General features: G+C 44.2%; 23 protein-coding genes. 8 read left to right on the top strand and 15 right to left on the bottom strand.

Features of this window, described 5'->3' with window-relative positions; genetic code table 11:
- The first annotated feature begins 58 nt into the window (after window positions 1-58).
- Window positions 59-250 (top strand): cold-shock protein, encoded by a 192-nt coding sequence (locus AAE02nite_RS03790; protein ID WP_146895118.1) that lies wholly within the window; start codon window positions 59-61, stop codon window positions 248-250.
- A 173-nt stretch (window positions 251-423) separates the two neighbouring features.
- Here the strand turns inward: AAE02nite_RS03790 and AAE02nite_RS03785 are convergent, their stop codons facing one another.
- From AAE02nite_RS03785 to rsfS, 9 genes are all read right to left on the bottom strand, one after another.
- The gene (locus tag AAE02nite_RS03785) at window positions 424-1,473 is read right to left on the bottom strand and encodes an endonuclease/exonuclease/phosphatase family protein (protein ID WP_146895117.1); all 1,050 of its coding nucleotides are present in this window, start codon (window positions 1,471-1,473) and stop codon (window positions 424-426) included.
- Window positions 1,474-1,535: 62 nt separating this feature from the next.
- Window positions 1,536-2,015 (bottom strand): gliding motility lipoprotein GldH, encoded by a 480-nt coding sequence (locus tag AAE02nite_RS03780; protein WP_146895116.1) that lies wholly within the window; start codon window positions 2,013-2,015, stop codon window positions 1,536-1,538.
- Complete coding sequence (locus AAE02nite_RS03775) at window positions 2,012-3,337, bottom strand: PSP1 domain-containing protein (RefSeq protein ID WP_146895115.1); 1,326 nt, start codon at window positions 3,335-3,337, stop codon at window positions 2,012-2,014. Before AAE02nite_RS03775 ends, AAE02nite_RS03780 begins: the two co-directional genes overlap by 4 nt.
- Before the next feature lie 273 nt (window positions 3,338-3,610).
- A complete protein-coding gene (locus tag AAE02nite_RS03770) occupies window positions 3,611-4,768 on the bottom strand; it encodes a zinc-dependent alcohol dehydrogenase (RefSeq protein ID WP_146895114.1) in 1,158 nt (385 codons plus the stop codon).
- A gap of 168 nt (window positions 4,769-4,936) precedes the next feature.
- Window positions 4,937-5,785, bottom strand: a complete 849-nt coding sequence (locus AAE02nite_RS03765) for an NHL repeat-containing protein (protein ID WP_146895113.1) — start codon at window positions 5,783-5,785, stop codon at window positions 4,937-4,939.
- A complete protein-coding gene (locus AAE02nite_RS03760) occupies window positions 5,745-6,515 on the bottom strand; it encodes a UDP-2,3-diacylglucosamine diphosphatase (protein WP_146895112.1) in 771 nt (256 codons plus the stop codon). Before AAE02nite_RS03760 ends, AAE02nite_RS03765 begins: the two co-directional genes overlap by 41 nt.
- Window positions 6,499-7,146, bottom strand: a complete 648-nt coding sequence (locus tag AAE02nite_RS03755; protein WP_146895111.1) for a LutC/YkgG family protein — start codon at window positions 7,144-7,146, stop codon at window positions 6,499-6,501. The genes AAE02nite_RS03760 and AAE02nite_RS03755 overlap by 17 nt, the downstream gene beginning before the upstream one ends.
- A 20-nt stretch (window positions 7,147-7,166) precedes the next feature.
- Entirely contained in the window at window positions 7,167-9,284 is a 2,118-nt protein-coding gene (gene ftsH, locus AAE02nite_RS03750) for an ATP-dependent zinc metalloprotease FtsH (protein WP_146895110.1), read from the bottom strand.
- Between the two features lie 70 nt (window positions 9,285-9,354).
- On the bottom strand, window positions 9,355-9,726 hold the full coding sequence (gene rsfS / locus AAE02nite_RS03745) for a ribosome silencing factor (protein ID WP_146895109.1): 372 nt from the start codon (window positions 9,724-9,726) through the stop codon (window positions 9,355-9,357).
- 40 nt (window positions 9,727-9,766) lie between these two features.
- Here rsfS and AAE02nite_RS03740 point away from each other — a divergent pair, with 40 nt between their 5' ends.
- From AAE02nite_RS03740 to rlmB, 5 genes are all read left to right on the top strand, one after another.
- Complete coding sequence (locus tag AAE02nite_RS03740) at window positions 9,767-10,534, top strand: biotin--[acetyl-CoA-carboxylase] ligase (RefSeq protein WP_246150771.1); 768 nt, start codon at window positions 9,767-9,769, stop codon at window positions 10,532-10,534.
- Window positions 10,535-10,977: 443 nt separating this feature from the next.
- Window positions 10,978-11,562 (top strand): T9SS type A sorting domain-containing protein, encoded by a 585-nt coding sequence (locus AAE02nite_RS03735; RefSeq protein ID WP_146895108.1) that lies wholly within the window; start codon window positions 10,978-10,980, stop codon window positions 11,560-11,562.
- 126 nt (window positions 11,563-11,688) lie between these two features.
- Window positions 11,689-14,652 (top strand): glycosyltransferase family 117 protein, encoded by a 2,964-nt coding sequence (locus AAE02nite_RS03730; protein ID WP_146895107.1) that lies wholly within the window; start codon window positions 11,689-11,691, stop codon window positions 14,650-14,652.
- A 154-nt stretch (window positions 14,653-14,806) separates the two neighbouring features.
- The gene (locus AAE02nite_RS03725) at window positions 14,807-16,030 is read left to right on the top strand and encodes a GWxTD domain-containing protein (protein WP_146895106.1); all 1,224 of its coding nucleotides are present in this window, start codon (window positions 14,807-14,809) and stop codon (window positions 16,028-16,030) included.
- Window positions 16,000-16,809: a 23S rRNA (guanosine(2251)-2'-O)-methyltransferase RlmB gene (gene rlmB, locus AAE02nite_RS03720; protein ID WP_146895105.1), complete on the top strand. Its 810-nt coding sequence runs from the start codon at window positions 16,000-16,002 to the stop codon at window positions 16,807-16,809. The genes AAE02nite_RS03725 and rlmB overlap by 31 nt, the downstream gene beginning before the upstream one ends.
- A gap of 123 nt (window positions 16,810-16,932) precedes the next feature.
- On the opposite strand, the gene AAE02nite_RS03715 is transcribed toward rlmB, so the two are convergent.
- The 3 genes from AAE02nite_RS03715 to AAE02nite_RS03705 form a co-directional block, all read right to left on the bottom strand.
- Window positions 16,933-17,292, bottom strand: a complete 360-nt coding sequence (locus AAE02nite_RS03715; RefSeq protein ID WP_146895104.1) for a hypothetical protein — start codon at window positions 17,290-17,292, stop codon at window positions 16,933-16,935.
- Window positions 17,293-17,448: 156 nt separating this feature from the next.
- On the bottom strand, window positions 17,449-18,525 hold the full coding sequence (locus tag AAE02nite_RS03710) for a mannose-1-phosphate guanylyltransferase (protein WP_246150768.1): 1,077 nt from the start codon (window positions 18,523-18,525) through the stop codon (window positions 17,449-17,451).
- On the bottom strand, window positions 18,525-19,496 hold the full coding sequence (locus AAE02nite_RS03705; RefSeq protein ID WP_146895103.1) for a KpsF/GutQ family sugar-phosphate isomerase: 972 nt from the start codon (window positions 19,494-19,496) through the stop codon (window positions 18,525-18,527). Before AAE02nite_RS03705 ends, AAE02nite_RS03710 begins: the two co-directional genes overlap by 1 nt.
- Before the next feature lie 81 nt (window positions 19,497-19,577).
- Between AAE02nite_RS03705 and recQ the strand changes: the two genes are divergently transcribed.
- Entirely contained in the window at window positions 19,578-21,758 is a 2,181-nt protein-coding gene (gene recQ / locus AAE02nite_RS03700) for a DNA helicase RecQ (RefSeq protein WP_146895102.1), read from the top strand.
- Window positions 21,759-21,786: 28 nt separating this feature from the next.
- Here recQ and AAE02nite_RS03695 read toward each other — a convergent pair whose 3' ends face one another.
- On the bottom strand, window positions 21,787-21,996 hold the full coding sequence (locus AAE02nite_RS03695) for a hypothetical protein (RefSeq protein WP_146895101.1): 210 nt from the start codon (window positions 21,994-21,996) through the stop codon (window positions 21,787-21,789).
- A 1-nt stretch (window position 21,997) separates the two neighbouring features.
- On the opposite strand from AAE02nite_RS03695, the gene purD reads away from it, so the two are divergent.
- On the top strand, window positions 21,998-23,275 hold the full coding sequence (purD, locus tag AAE02nite_RS03690) for a phosphoribosylamine--glycine ligase (RefSeq protein WP_146895100.1): 1,278 nt from the start codon (window positions 21,998-22,000) through the stop codon (window positions 23,273-23,275).
- Window positions 23,276-23,459: 184 nt separating this feature from the next.
- Here purD and AAE02nite_RS03685 read toward each other — a convergent pair whose 3' ends face one another.
- Both AAE02nite_RS03685 and AAE02nite_RS03680 read right to left on the bottom strand, forming a co-directional pair.
- Window positions 23,460-23,876 (bottom strand): BrxA/BrxB family bacilliredoxin, encoded by a 417-nt coding sequence (locus tag AAE02nite_RS03685; protein ID WP_146895151.1) that lies wholly within the window; start codon window positions 23,874-23,876, stop codon window positions 23,460-23,462.
- 190 nt (window positions 23,877-24,066) lie between these two features.
- The gene (locus tag AAE02nite_RS03680; protein WP_146895099.1) at window positions 24,067-24,684 is read right to left on the bottom strand and encodes a tetratricopeptide repeat protein; all 618 of its coding nucleotides are present in this window, start codon (window positions 24,682-24,684) and stop codon (window positions 24,067-24,069) included.
- Window positions 24,685-24,686: the final 2 nt, after the last annotated feature.

The raw sequence follows: 24,686 nt of genomic DNA, 5'->3' as shown, positions 1-24,686 counted from the left end.
AGCATTAGGTTTTAAAATTAAATGCCTATATTTGTACCATTATTTATTATTAATTTTTATGAAAACAGGTAAAGTAAAATTTTTCAACGAATCTAAAGGATTCGGATTCATTGTTTCTGATGATAACAACCAAGACATCTTCGTTCACCAGTCTGGTTTAGTTCATGAGATTCGTGAGAATGACAGAGTATCTTTTGAAGTTACAGAAGGCAAAAAAGGATTGAACGCGGTTAACGTAGAGAGAATCTAATTTTCAAATATACGCTGATAGCTCCAGGCTATTATTGTTATTCGAATCCCGTTTAGGTAAACTAAACGGGATTTTTATTTTTAACCATTAAAGATATTTCTTCTCTGGCTTATGGTTGTTTAATACACCACCTATAAATAAAAAAAGCCCGGGTAGTTCCCGGGCTTTACTTTTTAATTTTCCTTTACATTTTCAATTAATTCCTGGGCTTCGGCCTTTTCTTCCGAATTAGCTTTGGGTGGATCGTGCTCATCGGCTTCCTGCGGTTCATAACTTAACCGAATCAGAATCGGAAAGTGATCGGAGCCGAAACCCCGCAACCGCTTTAACCGGATTAATCGAAAGGCCGGATCATAAAAGATATGATCGAGCGAGTACCGGAAAAAAGGAATTAAAGCGTTATAGGTATTATAAAAGCCCCGGCCAATACGCGGATCGAGTAAGCCACTTATTTTTCGGAATAAATTAGTAGAATGAGACCAGGCTACATCATTTAAATCACCGGCCACGATAGAGGCATAACGGGAGGCTTTTGCCATTCGCGCTACCTGCAGCAATTCTCCTTCGCGGGTATCGGTATTTTTATCGATGTGCGGGGGCTGGGGATGTACTGTATAAAAATCAAACATTTTACCGGTAGGAAGCTCCACAATAGCATAAAACGACGGAATACCTTCTTCTACTAAAAACCTGATTTCTTCGTTCAGCAATTTAAACTTGCTGTAAAACATCATGCCGTAGGTATTCTCCAAGGGGCATTTTATACTAAAAGCATACACGGTGTCTAATTCGGAAATTTCCTGGGCCCATTTATGGTCCGGTTCGTTTATGAGTAAAATATCCGGGTCATTTTCACGTACCAGCTTCAAAAACCGGTTATAATGGATATTCGACATCCTGACATTGGATATCATGATGCTGAAGGTATTTTTAGGTGCTTTCAGGTTGCTCCGCAGGGCTTCTACCGGGTACAGAATTGTGAACTTATAAAAGTGCAGCACCTCGTTTACCAACGCCAGCCCCAGCAAAAACAAAAATATTTTTTCGGGCAGGGTAGTGGCCCCGTACAGATAAAGGTAAGATCCTAAAATAACAACCAGGAAAAAGGCAATCTGAGGTCTGGGAAAATCCAGCACCCTAATCCACCAATACGTTGATTTAATAAGCGGCAAAAACGAAAAAACGATCATAATAGATCCGAAAACTTCTAAAGCAAGTTTCATAAGGCTTTGCCGGTCATGGTAATAAAAAGAAGTATTATTTGTGTTAGATTATTGTTCAGAAGCTATTCAACAGTTACTACTTTAATACCCACTGCCATAATACCGGGTAACGGATTTTTGCGCATATATTGGGTTAACCTTAGCGTATAAGTGCCTGGCTTTGAAAAATGTTGATTTTTCAAAGCCAGAAATGAGTGATCAAATAAATCTCCGGCGCCTTTTCCCAGGGGCTCGCCGGTTTTTTTATCCATCAGGTACATCTCGTGCAATTTATTATGCACCTTCTGCCCAGCCGGATCAAGCAGCGTGGCGCTTACGTACAAATTATAGAATTCATAAAACAGGGCATTCCGAATGTTAAAAAATACCTGATAAGTTTTAGTAGTATCGGTTATCTCGAACCGGAATTCTTTGGTGTCGTTAATCCGCCAGTTATTATTTGGGATATCTATATTCTGCTCGTATACCCGGTTACTGCTGTCACAAGCCGATAAAGAAAAAATACTTACAAGAATTATTAAGAATAATAACTGCTTAATCATGTATTAACAGGTTTATCTGGCCGGTTGTCGGTACGGGGCGGACGGTTATCGCGGAAAGGCCGCTTGTGCTGCTTTTTCTTTTGTCCCTGGCCACCATTGCCATTTGCCTGCGGTTTATTCTCGTTGCGGGCACCGTTTTGTTTTAACTCATTGCTTTTAACCTCCGGTACGGTGGTTGCAGCAGCGGCCAAAGCCGGGGCCTGACCATTTTTATTTTTCTTCTTTTTCTTTTTCTTCGATTTAAACTTCTCGTCCAGGCGCTCCAGGTTCCCTTCCAGTTGCGCTACCAGTTCCACTTTTTTCTGCTGCTCCGCTTTTTCTTCTACCGTCAGCGACTCTACTATTATCCCGCGGCTATTCAGTTCCAGAATTTCTCTTACACGTTCTACCGGGGCCGGATACCAGTTATTGTCGTTTTTGAAGCCAAACCACATTACCCGCTTAAATATATCTGTCTTTTGCAATATAGCATCTCCCTTTTGTAATTGCAAGGGTTTTGTTATAGTCGGAATATCTTTTAAAGCGTCCAGGTACGTTTCGAGTTCGTAGTTCAGGCAGCATTTTAAACGGCCGCACTGGCCCGATAATTTGCTGGGGTTGAGCGATAAATTCTGGTAACGCGCCGCGGTAGTAGAAACGCTCTTAAAGTCGCTTAGCCAGGTAGAACAGCACAATTCGCGGCCGCAGGAGCCAATACCGCCTAACCGGCCGGCTTCGTGACGCAAGCTAATCTGGCGCATTTCTACCCGCACTTTAAATTCATCGGCTAGCTTGCGAATCAGATCCCGGAAATCTACCCGGTCATCGGCGGAGTAATAAAAAGTAGCTTTGGAGCGATCAGCCTGATATTCTACATCCGATAATTTCATTTTCAGGTCAAGTTCCTGAATAATGCCGCGGGCGCGGTACATGGTACTGTTTTCCAGATCCTGTACAGCTGCGAATTTTTCAAGGTCTTTTTCGTTAGCAATCCGGTAAATAGCCCGGATTTCTTCGCTGTTATCAACCTTCTTCTTCAGCATTTGCAGGCGCACCAGTTCCCCCTTCAGCGAAACATACCCTACGTGGTACCCATTGGGCACATCTACCACCACCGCATCGCCGGTAGTTAAAACCAGACTATTGCTATTCCGGAAAAAATCTTTCCGGCCTCCTTTAAAACGTACCTCTACAATATCAAACTCCTCAAACGACGTAGGTAAATCCATATCGCTGAGCCAATCAAATACATTTAATCGGTTACAGCCTCCGGTGCTGCAGCCGCCGTTGCTTTTGCAGCCTTTGGGGCTACAACCGCCACTAGAACATGAATTACATCCCACAACTAGTACTCCTTTATATGTTAATTCTTGTTTTCTAACTAATGATAAGAGACAAATATACTAAAATCTCCCGCACGCGATAATATTCATTTAGAAATTACCCCAGCCCTAATACTACTATATTTAACGGACATTCTGCTGTTGTTAAGACAAATATCTGCCGAAAAAGATTCGTATTGCTATCTGAACGAGTAATGGCAACAAGCCAAAAAGGAGCTAATCCTTTGTTTGGACTAGCTCCTTCTGGTAAGTAATATAATAATTATCAGATGTTTACGGCTTTAATACCACCTTCACGCAATTATCTTCTTTTTTCTTAAATATCTCGTAGCCTTGCGGCGCCTGGTCGAGTGGGAGGGTATGGGTAATAATATCGTCCAGACGAACTTTGCCAGACTGCACCAGTTGCATCAGGTGGTCAATGTAAATTTGCACCGGGGCCTGGGTGCCCATCAGGGTTACGCCTTTATCGAACCATTTATATATTGGGAAATTATCGAAAGCAGAACCGTAAACGCCTACTACGCTTACTACGCCGCCTCGGCGCACGGCACTCAGGCAGGTTTCCAAAACTTTTGGCGTGCCTTTTTCTACGTTAAAAACAGCTTTGGCTTTTTCCAGAATACTCCGGTCCGCCTCCATGCCAACAGCGTCAATGCAAACATCAGCACCGCGCCCTTCGGTCATGCTGCGGATGATTTCTACTACCTGCTCCTGGTTTTCCCACAAAATAACTTCAGCATTGGCCGCTTGCCGGGCCATTTCGAGGCGGTATGGCTGCAGATCAATGCTGATTACCCGGCCGGCTCCCATTAACCAAGCCGATTTGGCGGCCATAATACCTACCGGGCCAGCGCCAAATATGGCCACTGTTTCACCACCTTTTATCCTGCCCCAGTCGGCAGCCGCCCAACCGGTCGGGAAAATATCGGTCAGAAATAATACCTGTTCATCGGTAAGGCCATCGGGTACAATGCGCGGACCAAAGTCGGCGTAGGGTACCCGCACGTATTCGGCCTGACCGCCGTTATAGCCGCCGTATAAATCGGTATAGCCAAATAATGCCGCGCCTTTCTGATCCATAAAACCACCTTCGGGGCCATATTTAGGGTTAGAATTCTCGCATTGGGTGGGCCATTGGTGGGTGCAAAAGTAGCAGGTGCCGCAGGCAATCGGGAACGGTACTACTACCCGGTCGCCTTTTTTTAGATTGCCCACCCCCGAACCTACCTCTTCTACAATGCCCATAAACTCATGGCCGAGCACCATGTTGCGCAACTGCGGTACAAAGCCATCCAGAATATGTAAATCGGAGCCGCAAATGGCCGTTGATGTTACCCGGATAATGGCATCGCGGCTTTCCTCTATCTTGGGATCTTCTACATTTTCGACGCGTACATCATTAATTTTGTGAAATACCAGTGCTTTCATCTTTTTCTTAGTTTTATTAATGGTTTAAAATGGCAGGCTGTGGCTTTTAGAGAAGGGCTAAACAGCAGCAGATAAAAGCTTTAACGGATACAATCCGGTAAATGGTTATGATCCAGCATTAAACCAAAGCAGGTAAACTAGAAAATTGGCAGAAAAAGAGAAAATGACTTACTTCAGAGAATAGATGTCGAAGCCGGCGGGCGTAAAAAGATAGTAGAAATTTTCGCCAACTAAAGCCTTTTGATAATTTTTCCCGGCGGGTAAGCTGATGGTGCGGGTTTGCTGGGTATACAAATGTAAAAACTGGAGCTGGTTTTCTTTTATGTAATAAAGCTCATTGCCTTTAAAGCCCAGGTAGTTTAATCCGGTTAAGGGTAGTTTTTTTTTGTAGTTGCCCATGTTATCGAAAATATAAACGCCGGACAGCCGGTCGAGCAAATACAGATTATTCTGATATTCCCGCATAAATTTAAGGTCGCCGGCGGATTCGGTTAAAATCTGATTCAGTTGGGTCTTAAGTACAGCATCGGGATGCCGGATGTCTATTTTACTAAGGGAAATATCGCTTTCGTTCAGGAGCCAGATACGATCGTCGGCAGCCAACGTAGCGGCGCGGATAATGCCAGAGGTAAAGTCGGAAAGGCGGGTAGCAGTAATGGGGGTGAGAAAGCGATCCAACAGGGTTATTTGCTGCCGGTCATCGTAAAACAATAAAGTTTTTACCGTATTCCAGGCTTCTACAGTGGCCACCTGGCCGGTAGTAGGCGGCGAAAAGGTTTGGCTTAACTTACCTGCTGGGTCGTATTTGTAAAGAATATTTCGCGCATCGGCCACGTAAATATTAGATAAACGGTCGAGGGAAATAGCCCCGGGCCGGTCTACGGGTACCGAACGGATGAAAGTTAAGGATTGCGCCGTTGCGCCGGCTAATAAAAATAACCAGAGCAGCCCGGTTAGCATCAGCCGAATCGAAATATCAGGCTTCAAAATATTCGAGCTTAAGCGATTGACCATCATACGTAGCATAAGAGCAATAATTAACCCACTCTCCTAAATTTACGTACCGGCTGTTCTTATTTATTTCTAAATCCAGGGGTAAATGCCGGTGTCCGAAAACATAGTAATCATGGTGATGGCTTTTTTCCATTTCGGTGCAGTACGTTACCAGCCATTCTTCGCCGGGTTTAAATACTTCGTCTACCTTGGTGTTTCGGATGCGGCTTTTCCGCGACCAATAATTAGCCACCCCAATACCCAGATTAGGATGAACGAGGGCAAAGAGCCACTGGGCCAGCTTACTCGCGAATATCTTTTTTAAAACTTTGTAGGTGTAATCTTTGGGGCCTAAGCCATCACCGTGGCCGATATAAAATTTACTTTCGTTAATTTGGATAGAAACTGGCTTGCGCAGTACCGGAATATTTAGTTCCTGGGTAAAATAATCGAACATCCACATGTCGTGGTTACCCGTGAAGAAATAGATGGGCAGCCCGCTATCACTTAACTCGGCTAATTTGCCTTGCAGCCGGATAAAGCCTTTAGGAATGGCGTGCCGGTACTCGAACCAGAAATCAAAAATATCGCCTACCAAAAACACCATTTGGGCATCGTGTTTAATGGTATCGAGCCAGCGAACAATCTTTTTTTCCCGGACTAAACTCGATGCCGCATCGGGCACACCCAAATGAAAATCAGACGCAAAATATACTTTTTTACCGGGTAAAAGCTGACTAATGGATGGTATCATCAATCAGGAATAAAACCAACTCTTTGGGACCGTGGGCACCCATCACCAGGGTTTTCTCGATATCGGCAGTCCGGCTGGGCCCGCTTACCAAAGACAACATGGAAGGAAATTTTTTATACTTCTGCCGGACGTAAGCCAGACCATCCTTAATATCAGGCACTAATTGGGAAGCATAAGCCAACACTAAATGTTTTTCCGGGTAAATGCTTAAGCGGCGGCCGCTTTCGCTGGCGCCACTCACCAGAATGCTGCCGGTGCGGGCAATCAGCGCTTCGCAGGTAGTAAGGCTGGCTTCCGCATTTTTTATAAAAGAAGCTTCGTCCTCGTTAAAATCAATGCCACCAGCCTGTAAATGGGCTTTTAATTCTGGTTCCCACACATACAAGTGCTGTATATTTTTTTCTTTTTTAAAAACATACAAATGGTCGAAGAAATTTTCGTCGGAATCGCAGTAAATAAAAGTGCCGCTGTTTCTTAAAAAAACAGTGGCGAAAGTTATAGATAAATCTTCATCGGGCAGGGGATGCACCGAAGTGGCAAAGTCGGGGGTAGAAGGCATAAAAGGCGCTGGTTTAGCCAGCGCCTCTCTTATTTTGCCTAAAATTATATCTTTAGACCTTGGTTCGTACATAAATTATTGGGTAAGCGCCATTAAACATCGAAAGAATAAGTAGAGCCGGGCGTAGCGCCTTCGCTTTCCTTTTCTGGTTCTACTTGCTTTTCCTGGCCGTTTTGTTTGCCGTTATCGTGGGCAACCGGAATCGGATGGTTTTCCTGCTCTACTTCGCTCAGGGTTTTACTGCGATCGGTACCAGCCGTATGGGCCTGATAGGTAGTTAAGGCGGCAAACGGCCGCGGACCTACCAAACGTTCCAAATCAGTCTGGAACAAGATTTCTTTTTGCAATAATTCCCGTGCTACAATTTCCAGCTTATCTAATTTATCTGTCAATAACTGCTTGGTCCGCTCGTAAGCATCCGAGATAATTTTGCGAACCTCGTTGTCGATGGTTTGGGCAGTAGCTTCCGAGTAAGGCTTGGTAGTAGAATATTCGTTTGCACCTTTAGAGTCGTAATAAGAAATATTACCAATCTTATCGTTCATGCCGTACATGGTTACAATGCTGTAAGCCATTTTGGTAATACGCTCCAAATCACTTAACGCGCCGGTTGATATTTTACCAAAAATTATTTGTTCGGCGGCACGGCCACCTAAGGCCATACACATTTCATCTACTAACTGCTCGGTGGTATACAAAAACTGCTCTTTTGGTAAATATTGGGCGTAGCCCAAAGCAGCAATACCACGGGGTACAATACTTACCTTAACCAATGGGTCGCAGTGCTCCAGGAACCAGCCCGCAATGGCGTGGCCCGCTTCGTGGTAAGCCACAATCTTCTTTTCTTCCGGCGAAATAATTTTGTTCTTCTTCTCCAAACCACCAATCACGCGGTCGATGGCGTCGTTGAAGTCCTGCATTTCTACCTTCTTCTTATCGCGGCGAGCTGCAATCAAGGCTGCTTCGTTACATACGTTGGCTATCTCGGCTCCGGCAAAACCAGGCGTTTGGGCGGCTAATTTCTTGGCATCCACATCTTCAGATAAAGCCAGCGGACCTAAGTGGACTTTAAATATTTCGGTACGTCCAATAATATCTGGTTTATCAATGCTTATCTGACGGTCAAAACGTCCTGGTCTTAAAAGGGCCGCATCCAGTGTATCAGGGCGGTTAGTGGCTGCCAGAATAATTACCCCGGAGTCGGTAGCAAACCCGTCCATTTCTACTAGTAAGGAGTTCAGGGTATTTTCGCGTTCGTCGTTACCGCCCGGCACCTGGCCCCGGCTCCGCGAACGGCCAATGGCATCAATCTCATCAATAAAGATAATACAGGGTGCTTTGGCTTTGGCTTGTTTAAATAAGTCGCGTACCCGCGCAGCACCAACTCCCACAAACATCTCCACAAAATCAGAACCCGACAGGGAGAAGAATGGTACATCGGCTTCGCCGGCAACGGCTTTGGCTAATAAAGTTTTGCCGGTACCCGGAGGTCCTACCAGCAACGCACCTTTCGGAATTTTTCCTCCCAAAATAGTAAACTTGCTCGGGTTTTTCAGAAACTCTACAATCTCCTGGATTTCTTCTTTGGCTTCTTCCAGACCGGCCACATCTTTAAAGGTAATTTTCACTTTGTTTTCGGCATCGAATAAAGCGGCCCGCGATTTACCAATGTTAAATATCTGGCCACCGGCACCACCGGTTGTAACCCGGCGCATCAGGAACCAGAAACCAAAGAGCATTAACAAAATAAAGCCCCAGTTCACGAAAAATTCGGAGAAGCCGGTTCTTTCTTCTATGCTGTAGCCAATACGCTGGTCTTGCGGTACTTTTTCCTGCAGTTTGGCTAAGTCTTCTTTAAAGCTTTCGCCGGAAAATATAGGCAGGTAGAAGTGTGGGCCTTGCTCCAGGGTAAAAGCGCCCCGGCTGGGTACAATTTTCCGGTACTTCTCATTTTCCAGTGCCGCCGGGTTCAGGGTAACTTCTACAATCCGTTTGTTCACTACCACTACCAGCCGTTCTACATCACGGCTCAGAACCATGTCTTCAAACTGCTGCTGGTTTATTTGTACGGTAGCGTTACTGCGGTTAAAATAAGCAATTCCGAATATTAAAAACACCAGCGCGGCCAGCACCCACATTTGCATGGTAGGCCGGGGAGGCGTGTTTGGCATGTTTATCTTCTTTTTCTTAGGCGTCTTATTATCTGTCATCTATTCTAAAATTCAATTAATTTTAAGAACATCAGGTAAACCAAAATGTTCAATTTAGATACAAGTTTTATTATTCTTCAATGTACCGGATGGGAGCATCGCCCCAAAGTTCTTCGAGGGCATAAAATTCCCGTTTGTCTTTCAGGAAGATATGCACCACCACATCTACGTAATCCAGAAGAATCCATTCTTTGTTTGTACGGCCTTCGCTCTGCCAAGGATTTTGGTTTGTAATCTTAAAAACCTCTTCTTCTACAGCCCGCGCAATGGCATCTAATTGGGTATCGGAGTTAGCCGAACTTATTACAAAATAATCTGAAACTGCGTTGTTTAAGGACTTAAGGTCAATTACGCATATATCGGAGGCCTTTTTGTCCTGCATTCCTTTTACGACCAGCTCTGCCAATATGTCCGAATTTTCCTTAATCTTCGTTTTTTTCATTTGATATAACTAAATTTGAACTACAATATTATAAAATTCTTTGCAGAAAATAGCTCCAAATACCTTATTTACAGGTAAGCAGGTAATATATTTACCACAATGCGACTCCACTAACCGTTTTGCGCAAAATCTTATCAACAAAAATGAAGCCACAGAAGGCACCGTTGTTATAACAGATCGGCAGACGCACGGTCAGGGGCAACGGGGTAATACCTGGGAAGCCGAGCCCGGCAAAAATATTACCTTGTCGCTCATTTTAAAGCCGCAGTTTTTAGCCGCTCAATACCAGTTTAACCTTAATATTTGTATTTCGCTGGCCGTTTTAAATTTTGCCCAGGCGTATTTGCCGCCTCTTCTGAAGCTAAAATGGCCCAACGATTTGTATTACGGAAATAAAAAAATTGGAGGTATTTTAATTCAGAATTCACTCTATGGCCAATTAATACAACATGCGGTCGTCGGAATTGGTTTAAATATTAACCAGCATTTGTTTACGGCCCCCGCAGCGAGTTCCTTTGCCCAGATTACCGGCAAAACCTTTGATTTGCGCTCCCTAATTGAGCGGTTACTGGAGTTTATAGAAGCCCGTTATTTGCAACTAAAAGCAGGGAAGGCGGCCCTGCTCCGGTTTGAATATTTACAGAACTTGTACCGGTACCAGGAAGAGCATACTTACCAGGTTGGCGGGCAGTTGGTGTCGGGGACCATTATTGGCGTAGATGATGCCGGGCGATTGTGCCTGCACGTGGGCCAGGAGGTTCAATATTTTAACCTTAAAGAAATTTCTTTTATCCAAAATTCGGACTAACTGTAAACTGCTTGTTCCCAAATACAACAAAAATAAATTAAAATATTTGCAACAGATAAATTTATTCCGCTACCAATATCAAAGATTTTGTTGCAATTTCGGGTAGTTGAATGTGAATATTGTAATATTTGAGTATTAATGATCTTCTCTGTAACTTATTTGGCAGTTTCAGGTATATTCTCTATATTTAAGCTGAGCTATTTTCTACTCTCCGCCTGATTTCTGGCAGAATTTTTGTCTTGTATTATTTTAGATTAAATTTTGTTAACCTGCTGGGTTTTGGTGTTTACCAGATCTTAATATTTTGTATAAGGTTGATAAATAACACATTGGGTTAACTTAAATATATCCTAGCTTTAATTTATTTTTGGCTGGTTAAAAATATAGGTGTATATTTGAACACCTGAATTATTGTTGATTCTAATTTTTAGATAAAATATGATATGAAAACTTTTACTAAATTATTTATGGCAACGGTCTTGCTGACTGCTTATATAACGGGCTATAGCGCTAATCTTGCTTTCGATTTAAAAGGAGAGGGCGTATATATTCCTAAAAGTACAGCGGTTGCATCTGCCAGTGCCAGTAACTGCTTAACCAGTACCGCTTTTATTTCTAATTTTGATTTTGCAACGCTTTACAAAGGCCTTTCTAAAACCTTAAAAATGCCGGAACGGTATTCGTATAGCTTTACTGCCAGTGCTTCAAAAGAACCGGCTTTGGGCTTGAATGTGGTAAATCTAATGTCCTCTGTAGACGAGGGGCAAACCAAACCCACTTTAAGTGTTTACCCAAATCCTACTCGTGGTATTATTAAAATTCAGTTGGGCCAAACCAGCAACGAAGCCTATAAAATTACGCTTTCCAACACCATTGGGCAGGTAGTAAAAACCATTAAAGTGCCGGAGTCAGCGGCTAATTCCGAAATTAAGATCGATTTATCGTCTTATCCGGCCGGTATTTACTTTTACAGCCTCCTGGTGAACGATAAAATGGTAGAAACCAAACGTTTGGTGTTACAACAATAAAATCTGTTTTTTTGCGATATAAAATAGCCGGCCCGTTAAGGCCGGCTATTTTTTTAATTAATTTTTGGGCACTTCTTGTATAAGAGGTAATTTTCTTAATTTCGGGGATTATTTCTAAAGCAGTTTATGAGTAATTATAGCAGGATTAACAATATAATCGGTTGGATTATCTTTCTTATTGCGGCCACGGTTTACGGACTTACCCTCGAACCCACTGCCAGTTTCTGGGATGCCGGTGAATTTATAGCCTGCTCGTATAAATTATTAGTGCCACACCCGCCCGGCGCGCCTTTTTACTTACTCGTAGCCCGTATTTTCTCGATGTTTGCCGGCGATAATGTACTGCTGGTAGCCCCTCTGGTTAACTTTTTATCTGGTCTGGTAAGTGCTTTTACGGTACTGTTCCTGTTCTGGACCATTACTATCATGGCCCGCAAAATGATGGTGGGTAGGGTGACGGAGCCAACTTTTGGCCAAACTTTATTGATTATGGGCAGTGGCACGGTGGGTGCCCTGGCTTTTACTTTCAGCGATTCTTTCTGGTTTTCGGCAGTAGAGGCAGAAGTGTACGGTATGTCGGCTTTTTTCTCAGCCTTTGTATTCTGGGCCATGCTGAAATGGGAAGGGAAGGCCGACGAAGTTTATTCGGATAAATGGCTTATTCTAATTGCTTACATGGTGGGCCTTTCGATTGGGGTACACTTGTTAAACTTATTGGCTATTCCGGCCTTGGCTTTTATTTATTATTACCGTAAAACTGCCAAACCTAACCGTAAGGGTACTATTTATACTTTCCTGATTAGCTCTTTAATTATTGTAATAATATTATGGGGTATTATTCCGGGTTTGCCTTCGCTGGCAGGCTCTTTCGAGGTGTTCTTTATTAACAATATTGGTTTGCCGTTTGGTAGTGGTATTTTAATTTTCCTGGCCTTATTTATCGGCCTGATTATTTACGGCTTCCGGTATTCTTTCCGCCGGAACAACCGCTTTTTAAACACCGCTTTGCTCAGCTTTCTGTTTATATTAATCGGGTATTCGTCCTACATGATTATTCCGATTCGCTCGGCTTACGACCCAACCATCGACGAAAACGACCCGGAAAATATTGTAAGCTTTGTTTCTTACCTTAAGCGTGAGCAGTACGGCGATCGACCTTTGTTGTACGGTCCGCAGTTTACAGCCGAAGTAATTGACCAGGAACAAGGTGATCCGCGCTATGTAAAAGGCAAGGAAAAATACGAGATTGTAGATTATAAAGTAGAGCCGGTTTACGATCCCAAGGACATGAGCCTGCTGCCGCGTATCTACAGCAACCAGCCCATGCACATTCAGGAATACCAGAAATGGGTACCCATTCAGGAGGGCCGCAAACCTACCATGGGCGAGAATTTGTCATTCATGATGAAATACCAACTGGGCCACATGTACTGGCGTTATTTCCTGTGGAATTTTGTGGGCCGCGACAGCGACGTGCAAAATGCCGGGGTGCTTTGGCCAGCCGAATCGAGCCAGGGCTTACCCGAACGGGTAGCCGAAAGCAAAGCCCGTAACAATTTTTTCATGCTGCCACTGGCCTTGGGTATTCTGGGCCTGATTTACCAAATCCGGAAAGACCAGCGGGATGCCTTTATTGTGGGCCTGTTGTTTTTCTTTACTGGTTTAGCCATTGCTTTGTACCTGAACCAACCGCCCGTAGAGCCGCGCGAGCGGGATTATACATTTGCCGGTTCTTTCTTTGCCTTTTCTATCTGGATTGGCTTGGGTGTTCTGGCCCTGGCCGATTTGCTAAGTAAATTTATTAAGAGCGATGTAGCCCGGGCAGCGGTAGTAACTTTGCTGTGTTTAAGTGTGCCAATTGTAATGGCAGCGCAAGGCTGGGACGACCATGATCGTTCGGACCGCTATCATTCGGTAGATTCGGCCAAAAACCTGTTAAGTTCTTTAGCGCCTAATGCTATTATATTTACCAATGGCGATAATGATACTTTCCCGTTGTGGTACGCGCAAGAAGTAGAAGGTTTCCGGACCGACGTACGCGTAGCCGTATTAAGTTATCTGAACACCGATTGGTACATCGACCAGATGAAGCGCCGCTCTTACAAATCGGCGCCGCTGCCTATTTCAATGGAAATAGAAAATTACCGGCAAGGTACCAACGATTATCTGCCTTATGTGGAACGGCCCGAGGTAAAAGGCGGCATGGACCTGAAACGTTATTTGGCACTGGTAAAAGAAAACCACGAAGTATTGCAAGTAGCGGCCCAGAATGCCAAACCATTTTTATCGTTCCCGACCAAAGCTTTTACGCTGGAGGTAGACAAAGAAGCCGTAATCCGGCATAATGCAGTGCCAAAGGATCGGCAGGGCGAAATTCTTAACCAGCTTGCCTGGAATATTGGAAAATCGGCCATCGAAAAGAAACACCTGGTAATTCTGGATATTCTGGCTACAAACAACTGGGAGCGGCCGGTTTATTTCTCTACTACTACCAGTTCTTCGGATTACCTGAACCTGCAACCTTATTTCCAGCTCGAAGGTTTGGCTTACCGCATTGTGCCGGTAAAAAATCCGGACCCGGAAGAGGAAGGCTTCGTGCAGAAAGACATTATGTATAACAACATGATGAACAAGTTTAGCTGGCGCAACCTGGATGACCCTACTATTTTCTACGACGATAGCTACGTGAGCCAATTGCCGCCGAATACCCGCGATAAATTCTATCGCCTGGCTACGGCTTACCTTCAAGCCGGCGATAAAGCCAAAGCTAAACAAGTGATGGAGCGTTGCTTTACGGTTATGCCCGATAAATCTATTCCGTATGATTATTATACGCCGCAATTTATTGAGCCGCTAAATGCCGTCGGCGAACGGAAAAAGGCACTGGAAATAATGGATGTAATGGCCAAGCGGGCTAACAAAGCCTTAGCTTATTACGCTAACGACCCCAACAGCGCTTTGTTCGACCGGGAAGTGCAAACCAATTTTATGATTTTGCAGCAATTGGTTATGTCGGCGCGGGCGCTGGGTCTGGAACAAAAAGCGGCCGAGTTAGAACAAACATTTATGAAATATTACGGCAACCGTTAAACTAATTAATACCACACAAAAGACCGGTTCGGACAGAACCGGTTTTTTTATTTCCGTTAATAAGTAAACAGGTTATAAGTAAAAGCAACTTACCTATAGAAAATCAACTTAATTTTACGTTATTCCAATAGAGAATCATCCCGGCCGGTAACACATGAAAAAGACAGCTATTTATTTTATTTGCATACTGCTCTTTTCGGCCGCTTGTTCGCCCAAGCAAGTGTTGTACCGGCAAAACCTGAATTATACTTACCTGCCTGCTACCACCATTGCTTATGATTTACTCGCCGATAAAGACAGTTTACAGGTTTTTCTGAAGTTTGCGGATGAGGGTCTGTTTAAAGATGTACCCCAAGCGCAGCTCAAACTACTTTACACCATCAGCCTGAGTTACGAGCGGCCCGACATTATCCGGCGGGATTCGGTGCGGCAATTTGGCAAGCGATTAAGCTTTAAGGATAATTTTGCTTATGCTTCTTTTAAGTTGCCTACGGCTGGCATTACCTTGCCCTCGGTGTTGCAGTTGCAAATACCCCAGCACGTAGCCGAAGATGAATATTTGTGGCTCGATATTCCGTTACGGCGCGAGGGGCTTGCCAAAAGATTATTATTAGCCGATGTAAACACGGGCTGGCCTTTGTTCCGGTCGTACGTAAATACCTCCGATACCTTTCAGGTGGTATCAACCTTGCCCATTGTTTCCGTGCAGCTAAAGCAATACGAGACCGATTTTCCGGCAGCCCTGCCGCCATTTTCGCTAAGCCAAAAGAAAGTATCGCCTACGCTAAGCCTCATACAAACCAGTGAAATTCCGGTGGGGCAAAATGTTACTTTGGCGCGGGAAGGCCTGTATGTGCTGGATGCCGGGGAAGCCAGTACCAGCATTATTTCTGTAGCCAACCAATATCCGGAGCTCACCACCGCCCGCGAATTAATTGAACCTTTAATTTACATGACCAGTTCGGAAGAACGTAAAAAGTTGTACGAGGCCACCGAACCGAAAAAAGCTCTGGATCGTTTCTGGCTGGATATTGCGAACCAGGATCAGGCGTTGGCCAAACGCTTAATTAAAGAATATTACCAGCGGGTGAAAGAAGCTAATATTTTTTTTAGCTCGCACAAAGATGGCTGGCTAACCGACCGCGGCATGTTATATATTATTTTAGGCAAACCGAGTGTGGTTAACCGGAAGCAGGATGCTGAAGAATGGACGTATGTTAACCGCAGACAAGGTGGCGCAGCTTATAAATTTATTTTCATTAAAAAACCGAATACCTTTACACAAAATCATTACGAACTAATCCGGCGTCCGGAGTACGAGTTTGTGTGGTACAGCACCGTAGAAAAATGGAGAAAAGGAACTATACTAGAGGAGTAAACCCCCGCGGTCCGCGCCGCGACAATGCCGATAATATTCAAATGATATTTGGGTTACGGCCCATTACCGAAGCTTTGCTGGCGGGCAAAGGTTTGGAGCGGATATATTTGCAGAAAGGTCAGCGAAACAGCATGACCATTGAAATAACCGAACTGGCGCACAAAGCCAAAGTACCGGTAGCCATGGTGCCGCCCGAAAAACTGGATACCTTAACCCGGAAAAACCACCAAGGAGCCGTAGCTTATTTGTCGGCAATTACTTACCTGCCGCTCGATAATATTATTGCGGATATTTACGAGAAAGGAAAAACCCCGCTTATTCTGGTGCTGGACCGGATAACCGATGTCCGTAATTTTGGTTCGATTGCCCGCAACGCCGAGTGTATGGGCGTAGATGCCATTGTAATACCCAGTCGTGGTGCCGCCCAGATCAACGGCGATGCCCTCAAAACGTCGGCCGGAGCGCTGAATATTGTGCCGGTTTGCCGCGAAAACAACTTAAAAGATACCTTAAGTTTTTTACAGAATTCAGGCATTCAGGTAGTGGCCTGCACCGAAAAAGGCGATGTAGCTATTAACGCAGGCACCGTAGACTTAACCGGACCAACGGCTATTTTAATGGGAAGCGAAGAAGACGGTATTTCGCCGGAATATTTAAAGAAAGCCGATGCCCAGGTTAAAATTCCATTAGTAGGGCAGATTGGTTCGCTGAACGTTTCAGTAGCCAGTGGTATTATTTTATTTGAAGTATTGCGGCAGCGATTGGCAGTGCCGGGTTAGAACTATCTTTTGTTTGAGTAATTTATAAAATTTATAAGCAGCTGTAAAACAGCAAACGAGCGGCCGGCATATTTAAAATTTGCCGGCCGCTCGTTTTATTCTTCGCTTCTACGGGACTACCTGTTAATCAGCTTTACTCGTCCAGATTAATTCGGCATTGGTCAGGTTGGGGCAAGGGTCTTCGTTGGTACAAATAATTAATTCGCCGGTGCAGGTATAATATTGCGGTATGCCATCCACAGCCGGTCCGGTTACCCAGGTTACAATCTGCTGCTGGTTACCGGTATTAACTTTATAAACCTGCATGTAACAGGCATTATTATCGCACATATTGCTTTTCTCGAAGGCCTGGATTTTAGCTTTTAGCCAGGCTAAATTATTAACCGGATCTTTTATATCACAAGCTATTTCGGGGTTGTTTTGCTCACAGGAAAACAGGTTTAGTGAGAACCAAAACACCAGAACAGAGAAGCAGTTTTTCATGGGGTAATATTTTAATTTCTGTTTATAAGAGCCGGATAATAACTAAAGCGTTGCACTTGCCATTAAAATTATTTGCCGGCGTAATCTGGCATCCGCTAAAAACAAAAGAGGCATTAAAATTTTAATGCCTCTTTTGTTTAAGGTTACACATAATAATTAATTATAGCCGCTGCCTTTTTTCGATTTTACATCCGCTACAAAATCTTTTACGCGCTGCTCCTCGTCTTTCGGGCAAATCATGAGCACGTTGTCATACTCGGCCACAATAAAGTTCTCTAATCCGTTTATTACCACCAGCCTCTCCTGCGGCGTTTTAATAATGCAATTGCGGGTATCGTATAGCAGTACATCTCCGTCTATTACGTTGCCGGCGTTGTCTTTATTACCAATGCTGTACAAGGAGTTCCAGGTGCCTAAATCCGACCAGCCGAAATCACTTAATAGCACAAACACATTATCAGCTTTTTCCATAATGCCGTAGTCAATAGAAATATTGCGGCAGTGCGAATAGGCCCGGTTAATAAATTCTTCTTCCTGGGGTTTGTTCAGGTACAATAATCCTTCTTCAAATATTTCGGCAATTTCACCTAAATATTGCCGGAAAGCATGCAGGATAGATTTTACGTTCCAAATAAATATGCCCGAGTTCCAGACAAAGTCGCCGCTTTCCAAAAACATTTGCGCCAGCTCCAGATTCGGCTTTTCGGTAAAGGTTTTAACTTTTTTCAGGTGCTTACCTTCTTCAATAAACTGGATGTAGCCGTAGCCGGTATCGGGGCGGCTGGGGGTAATGCCTAAAGTAAGTAAGATGTCTTCTTTTTCGGCGGCAGCAACCGCTTCCTGAATAATCTGCACAAATGCTTCTTCTTTCAGAATTACGTGGTCGGCCGGCGCTACCACCAAAGTGGCATTCGGATTAATCTGGCTGATTTTATAACTGGCGTAAGCAATGGCCGGCGCCGTATTGCGCCCGATTGGTTCGCACAAAATTTGGTTTTGCGTCAGGTGTGGCAATTGTTCTTTTACCAGGTCGCGGTAATCAGCGTTGGTTACCACATAAATATTTTCGGGCGGACAAATATTCCGGAAACGGTTAACCGTCATTTGCAGCATACTGGAGCCTACGCCCAACACATCGTGAAACTGTTTAGGGTTATTGGTGCGGCTAAAAGGCCAGAAGCGGCTGCCAATACCACCGGCCATTATTACTACAAATGTATCTTTGCTTCTCATTAGATTAAGCCTTCTTTAAGTAAATCGTGTAAGTGTACAAAGCCGGCAAAGTTACCAGATTTTGTGACAATTAATTGGGTTATATTGCGTTTTTGCATTATTTCTAAAGCGGCTGTGGCGTACTCATCGGCATCAATGGTAAGCGGCGCCGCCGTCATAATATCGCTGGCCTGTATGGTTTGGAGCGAGTCGTATTTATTTAACATCCGGCGCAAGTCGCCGTCGGTAATAATGCCCGTTAAGCGGCCGGTATCTTCAGTTAATACTGCCGTAGCGCCTAATCTTTTAGAAGATATTTCGATTATTATTTCTTTTAAAGCAGCTGTTTCGGTTACCGCCGGGGCGGCATTTTGGGTATAAATATCGGTTACGCGCAGGTACAGCTGTTTGCCCAGTGAGCCGCCCGGATGCAGGTTGGCAAAATCGCGGCTGCTGAAATCGCGGGTTTCCAGCAAACAAACGGCCAGGGCATCGCCCAATGCCAGGGCAGCCGTGGTACTGGAAGTCGGCGCCAGATTATGCGGGCAGGCTTCTTTTTCTACCGAAGCATTTAAAATATAATCGGCTTGCTGGGCCAGATAAGACGTGGGGTTGCCTACCAATGCCGCTAATTTAGAGCCTTTGCGTTTGAGCAGCGGTACCAGCACTTTTACCTCGGGTGTATTGCCGCTTTTAGAAATACAAATTACAAAGTCTTCGGGTTGTATCATGCCAATATCGCCGTGAATGGCGTCGGCAGCGTGCATAAACAAGGCGGGTGTGCCGGTTGAATTTAAGGTAGCTACAATTTTGGCGGCTATATGCGCGCTTTTGCCAATGCCTGTAATTACCACCCGGCCCCTGGTATTTAAAATAGCTTCGGCGCAGGCTTCAAAATCATCATCTATAAAATTTACAAGTCGCTGAATGGCTGTTGCTTCCTGCTGCAAAACATTTTTCGCGATTAATTTAATATTTTTTATTATTTTCAATTTAAATTTGTATTGGGCTAGAGAATAGCTGAAATAAAATTAACCTAAATCTATTATTATTAAAATACCCTTAAAAAACAAATGTTAGTCACACAAGAGGTAAAGATTAAAGACAAATTAAAAGAAGTTTTTGGGTATAACCAATTCAGAGGAACTCAGGAGGCCATCATCAATAATATAATAAAGGGTAACAATACCTTTGTTATTATGCCTACCGGCGCCGGAAAATCGTTGTGCTACCAACTTCCCGCTCTTGTGCTTCCGGGTACTGCCATTGTTATCTCGCCGCTAATTGCGCTGATGAAAAACCAGGTGGATCAGTTAAACGCTTTTGGCGTAAATGCGCAGTTCCTGAACTCTACGCTTACCAAAGCGGAGATGAATAAAGTTAAAAAAGAAACCATCAGCGGTGAGGTAAAACTGCTTTACGTAGCCCCCGAGTCGCTGACGAAAGAAGAAACGTTAGATTTCCTGCAGAAAGCTAAAATATCGTTTGTGGCCATCGACGAAGCCCATTGTATTTCAGAATGGGGTCACGATTTCCGGCCGGAGTACCGTAAAATTCGGGGTATAATCGATAGTATTGGCGATTTGCCTATTATTGCGCTGACCGCTACAGCCACCCCCAAAGTACAACTCGATATTCAGAAGAACCTACAGATGGATGATGCGTCGGTGTTTAAATCGTCGTTTAACCGCACCAACTTGTATTACGAGGTTCGGCCGAAGCACAACACCAAGAAACAGCTAATTCAATATATTAAGAAACACAAAGGTAAAAGCGGTATTATTTATTGCCTGAGCCGCAAGAAAGTAGAAGAAATTGCCGAACTCCTGCGCGTTAACGATGTGAAGGCGCTGCCGTATCACGCGGGTCTTGAACCAGGTGTCCGGATGGCTAACCAGGATGCTTTCCTGAACGAAGATGCCGATGTAATTGTAGCCACCATTGCTTTTGGAATGGGCATTGATAAACCGGATGTACGTTTTGTAATTCATTACGATACGCCTAAATCTATTGAGGGTTATTACCAGGAAACGGGCCGGGGCGGTCGCGATGGCCTGGAAGGCAACTGCCTCATGTTCTACTCCTACGACGATATTGTAAAACTCGAAAAGTTCAGCAAAGACAAACCGGTTACTGAGCGCGATAATTCTAAATTATTATTGCAGGAAATGGCCGCTTACGCCGATTCGGCGGTTTGCCGCCGGAAACAACTGTTGCATTATTTTGGCGAGCATTTTGAAAAAGATTGTGGTTTCTGCGATAATTGTGTGCACCCAAAAGAACGCTTTGAAGCCGGTGATGAGGTTTTATTAGCCTTGAAAGCCGCCGTACAAACCGAACAGCGCTTCGGCATGGACCATTTAGTAGCGGTACTTACCGGTATGAAAGACCAGTACGTAGAAAGCTACGCCCACGACCAACTGGAGGTGTATGGCAAAGGCAGCGAGCACGATGCCCAGTTCTGGAATTCGGTTATCCGGCAAATTTTATTATCCGGGTTCCTGGAAAAAGATATTGAAAATATAGGGGTATTAAAAGTTACCCAAAAAGGCCTTGACTTTATTCAGAGTCCTCACCCGATTAAACTGGCCAAAGACCACAATTTCGAAGAAGAAGTTCAGAAAGAAGAAGAAAAAGAAGAAATTCAGTCGTCGGCCGGCCACGATACGGTGCTGTTTGATATGCTGAAAGCGCTCCGGAAAAAAATGGCTAACCAACTGAATTTGCCACCTTACGTGCTTTTTCAGGATCCTTCTTTAAAAGAAATGGCCACTACTTACCCCACCAAAAAAGAAGATTTAGCCCACATTAGTGGGGTAGGTATGGGTAAGGTGCAGAAGTTTGGCAAGCCCTTTATGGATCTCATTGCCAAATATGTAGAAGATAACGATATTGTTACGGCCGCCGATGTAATAGTAAAATCAGCCGTTAATAAATCTAAAATTAAAATCTACATTATTCAGCAAATAGATAAAAAAATGGATTTGGAAGAAATTGCGGCTTCTAAAGACATTACCATGGCCGAACTGATCGAAGAAATTGAGCATATTTGTTATTCTGGCACGAAGCTGAACCTGAACTATTACATAGACGAGGTATTGGATGAAGAGCGGCAGGAAGAAATTTGCGATTATTTTATGCAAGCCAGTACCGATAACATAGCCGTAGCTTTAAAAGAATTAGGTACCGACGATTACACTGAAGAAGACGTGCGCCTGATGCGTATTAAGTTCTTGTCGGAATACGCAAATTAAATGGTTGCATAGTTGAATTGCTAAATGGTCAAATTGTTGATGATTGAGAGCATTTAATATAGCCAAGACATAAAGCTGACTCATTTTGGGTCAGCTTTTTTGTTTGGGGCGGTTTATTTTCTATTAATTTTCCGGCACGAATACAGGAAGGCTTTTGGAAAATTGGTAACTTCGCCGCGCAAGCACATACTGCCTTAACAAGCCGTTTAGCAATTAAACCATTTAACAATTCAGCCATAATGAATATCTTAATTATCGGATCGGGTGGAAGAGAACATGCCTTGGCCTGGAAATTACGCCAAAGCGAGTATGCCGAAAGAATATTTGTGGCACCTGGCAATGCCGGTACGGCGCAGGTAGCTACCAATGTTGATATAGCCATTACCGATTTTGAAGTGCTGGCCAAGTTCGCCGACGATTTCGATATTATGATGGTAGTGGTGGGGCAGGAAGCTGCGCTGGTGGCCGGTATTCACGATTATTTTAAAAAGCTGGAAAATTTACGGCATATATTGGTAATCGGGCCTTGCAAAGATGGCGCGCAACTGGAGGGCAGCAAAGATTTCTCGAAACAGTTTATGCAGCGGCATAATATTCCTACGGCGCGGTACGCCACCTTTACCGAAGCCAATTACGTGGACGCTATTAGTTATTTAGAAAACCATAACTACCCGGTGGTGTTAAAAGCCGATGGATTAGCCGCCGGTAAAGGGGTAGTTATTCCTCAGAACTTTGAAGAAGCCAGCCGGCAACTGGAAGGTATGCTGCATTTGCGCCGTTTCGGCGAGGCGGGCAGCAAAGTAGTGATAGAAGAGTTTTTAGAAGGTATTGAGTTATCGGCATTTATATTAACCGATGGCAAAGAATATATTTTATTACCCGAAGCTAAAGATTACAAGCGGATAGGTGAGGGAGATACCGGTTTAAATACCGGCGGTATGGGCGCTATCTCGCCGGTGCCCTTTGCCGATGCGGCCTTTATGCAAAAAGTGGAGGAGCGGATTATTAAACCTACCTTAGCCGGGTTACAGGCCGAAAATATTTCTTACTCTGGTTTCCTGTTTATTGGCTTGATGAAAGTAAACGACGACCCGTATGTAATTGAATATAATGTAAGGTTGGGCGATCCCGAAACCGAAGCCATTCTGCCCCGCATTAAAACCGATTTGTTTGAGTTGTTCCGGGCCTTACACGATGGCGAATTAGACAATTTTAACCTCGAAATTGACCCGCGTACGGCGGCTACGATTATGCTGGTAGCCGGCGGTTATCCGGAAGATTACGGGAAAGGCGATGTGATTTCGGGCTTGGAAGCCACCAACGATGTTTTAGTGTTTCATGCGGGTACTACCCAGAACGATAAAGGCCAGATAACTACCAACGGGGGCCGGGTAATTGCTTTAACAGCCCTGGGAAATAATTTACCCGAAGCTCTAACCAAAGCCACTACTGCCGCCGAAAAGATTACCTGGAAAAACCGCTATTTCCGGAAAGATATTGGCTTTGATTTAAGGTAACATTTAACAGTAAACAGTTAACAATTAGCAGTAACAATAAACCTCTTTAGGGTTGATAATATTGGTGGGTTGGTAGAAAAAGAAGTTTAAATAATATAAAATAAAAAAGGGCTGCTGTTAAAGCGGCCCTTTTTTGTTCTGAAATCAACATGATCTAAAAATCAGCGCTAATCAGTGGTATTGTCTAGCAATATTCTTCGAAAGCGCCTTTCAGGTTGTCTACAATTCTAACCAAATCGTTGCCTTCAATGTGGTAGCGCTCAATCATGTGCACCAACTCGCCATTCTTAAATAAAGCAATCGACGGCGACGACGGCGGATATGGCAGCATGTGCTCGCGGGCTTTCGCTACGGCTTCAGTTTCCATACCGGCAAATACCGTAACAAGTTTGTCCGGGCGCTTATCAGCCGCTGACACTGCCATTTTTAAAGCCGGGCGGGCTTTTGCTGCAGCACAACCGCAAACCGAATTAACGGCAACCAATACCGTACCTTCGCTATCAGCAAGTGCTTTCTCTACTTCTTCTGGCGTCATTAATTGCTCAAAACCGGCCGAAGTTAAATCCTCGCGGATTGGGGCCACCATATATTCAGGATACATTCCCATGTTGCTATCTATTTAAAATTAAACTTAATACTTTACAAAAATACATAAACCTAATGTAACCCAAAAGGTTCAGGATCGGAATTTATATACAAACAATTGCAAAGGTAAATAAGATTCGTGCCGGCAAAATATATTAAACCGGCTGGCAGGGCATAATTTTTTATCCCAAATTAATACCAGTTGATTACCGGCATTTTTGGGAGAGCAAAGCTTTAGCTTTGCTATTTCCCAGTTTACTCGCCTTTTGCCAGCTTTCGCAGCTCGCCTGGCGGTGGCCGGTATTATACTGAGCCAAGCCTAACAAATAATAAGCCGCAGCATCCGAGGGGTTAAGGGCAACTACTTTTTGGAAATCCGGAATGGCTCCTTTGTTATCCTGTAGCAAACCTTTGGCCAGGCCGCGGTTGTAGTAGGCGGCAGCGAAAGAATTATTCAAGGCAATGGCCCGGGTATAATCGGCAATAGCTTCCGGTTGATTATTTAAACTGGCTTGAGCCAATCCCCGGTTATAATACGCTTCCGCATTCTTCGGATCCAGGGTTAAGGCTTGGTTGTAATCGGTTAAGGCCTGCTCAAATTTCTTTAAACCAGCCCTGCTGAGGCCCCGGTTGTTATAAGCCTGCACCAAATCGGGCTTTTCGACTATGGCTTTGGAATATTGGGTAATAGCAGCTTCGAATTGTTGTAAGGCAAAAAAACGGTTGCCGGCTTCCAGGTAACTTTTGGCTTTCTGGGCCTCGGTTGGGGTAGCAGCTAGTAAAACCAGGCATAGCATAGAAACGAAAAGGTAAAATTTCTGCATCT

It is taken from the genome of Adhaeribacter aerolatus (assembly GCF_007991635.1).
Taxonomy (GTDB): Bacteria; Bacteroidota; Bacteroidia; order Cytophagales; family Hymenobacteraceae; genus Adhaeribacter; species Adhaeribacter aerolatus.
This window is presented reverse-complemented; position numbering and strand designations above follow the sequence as displayed.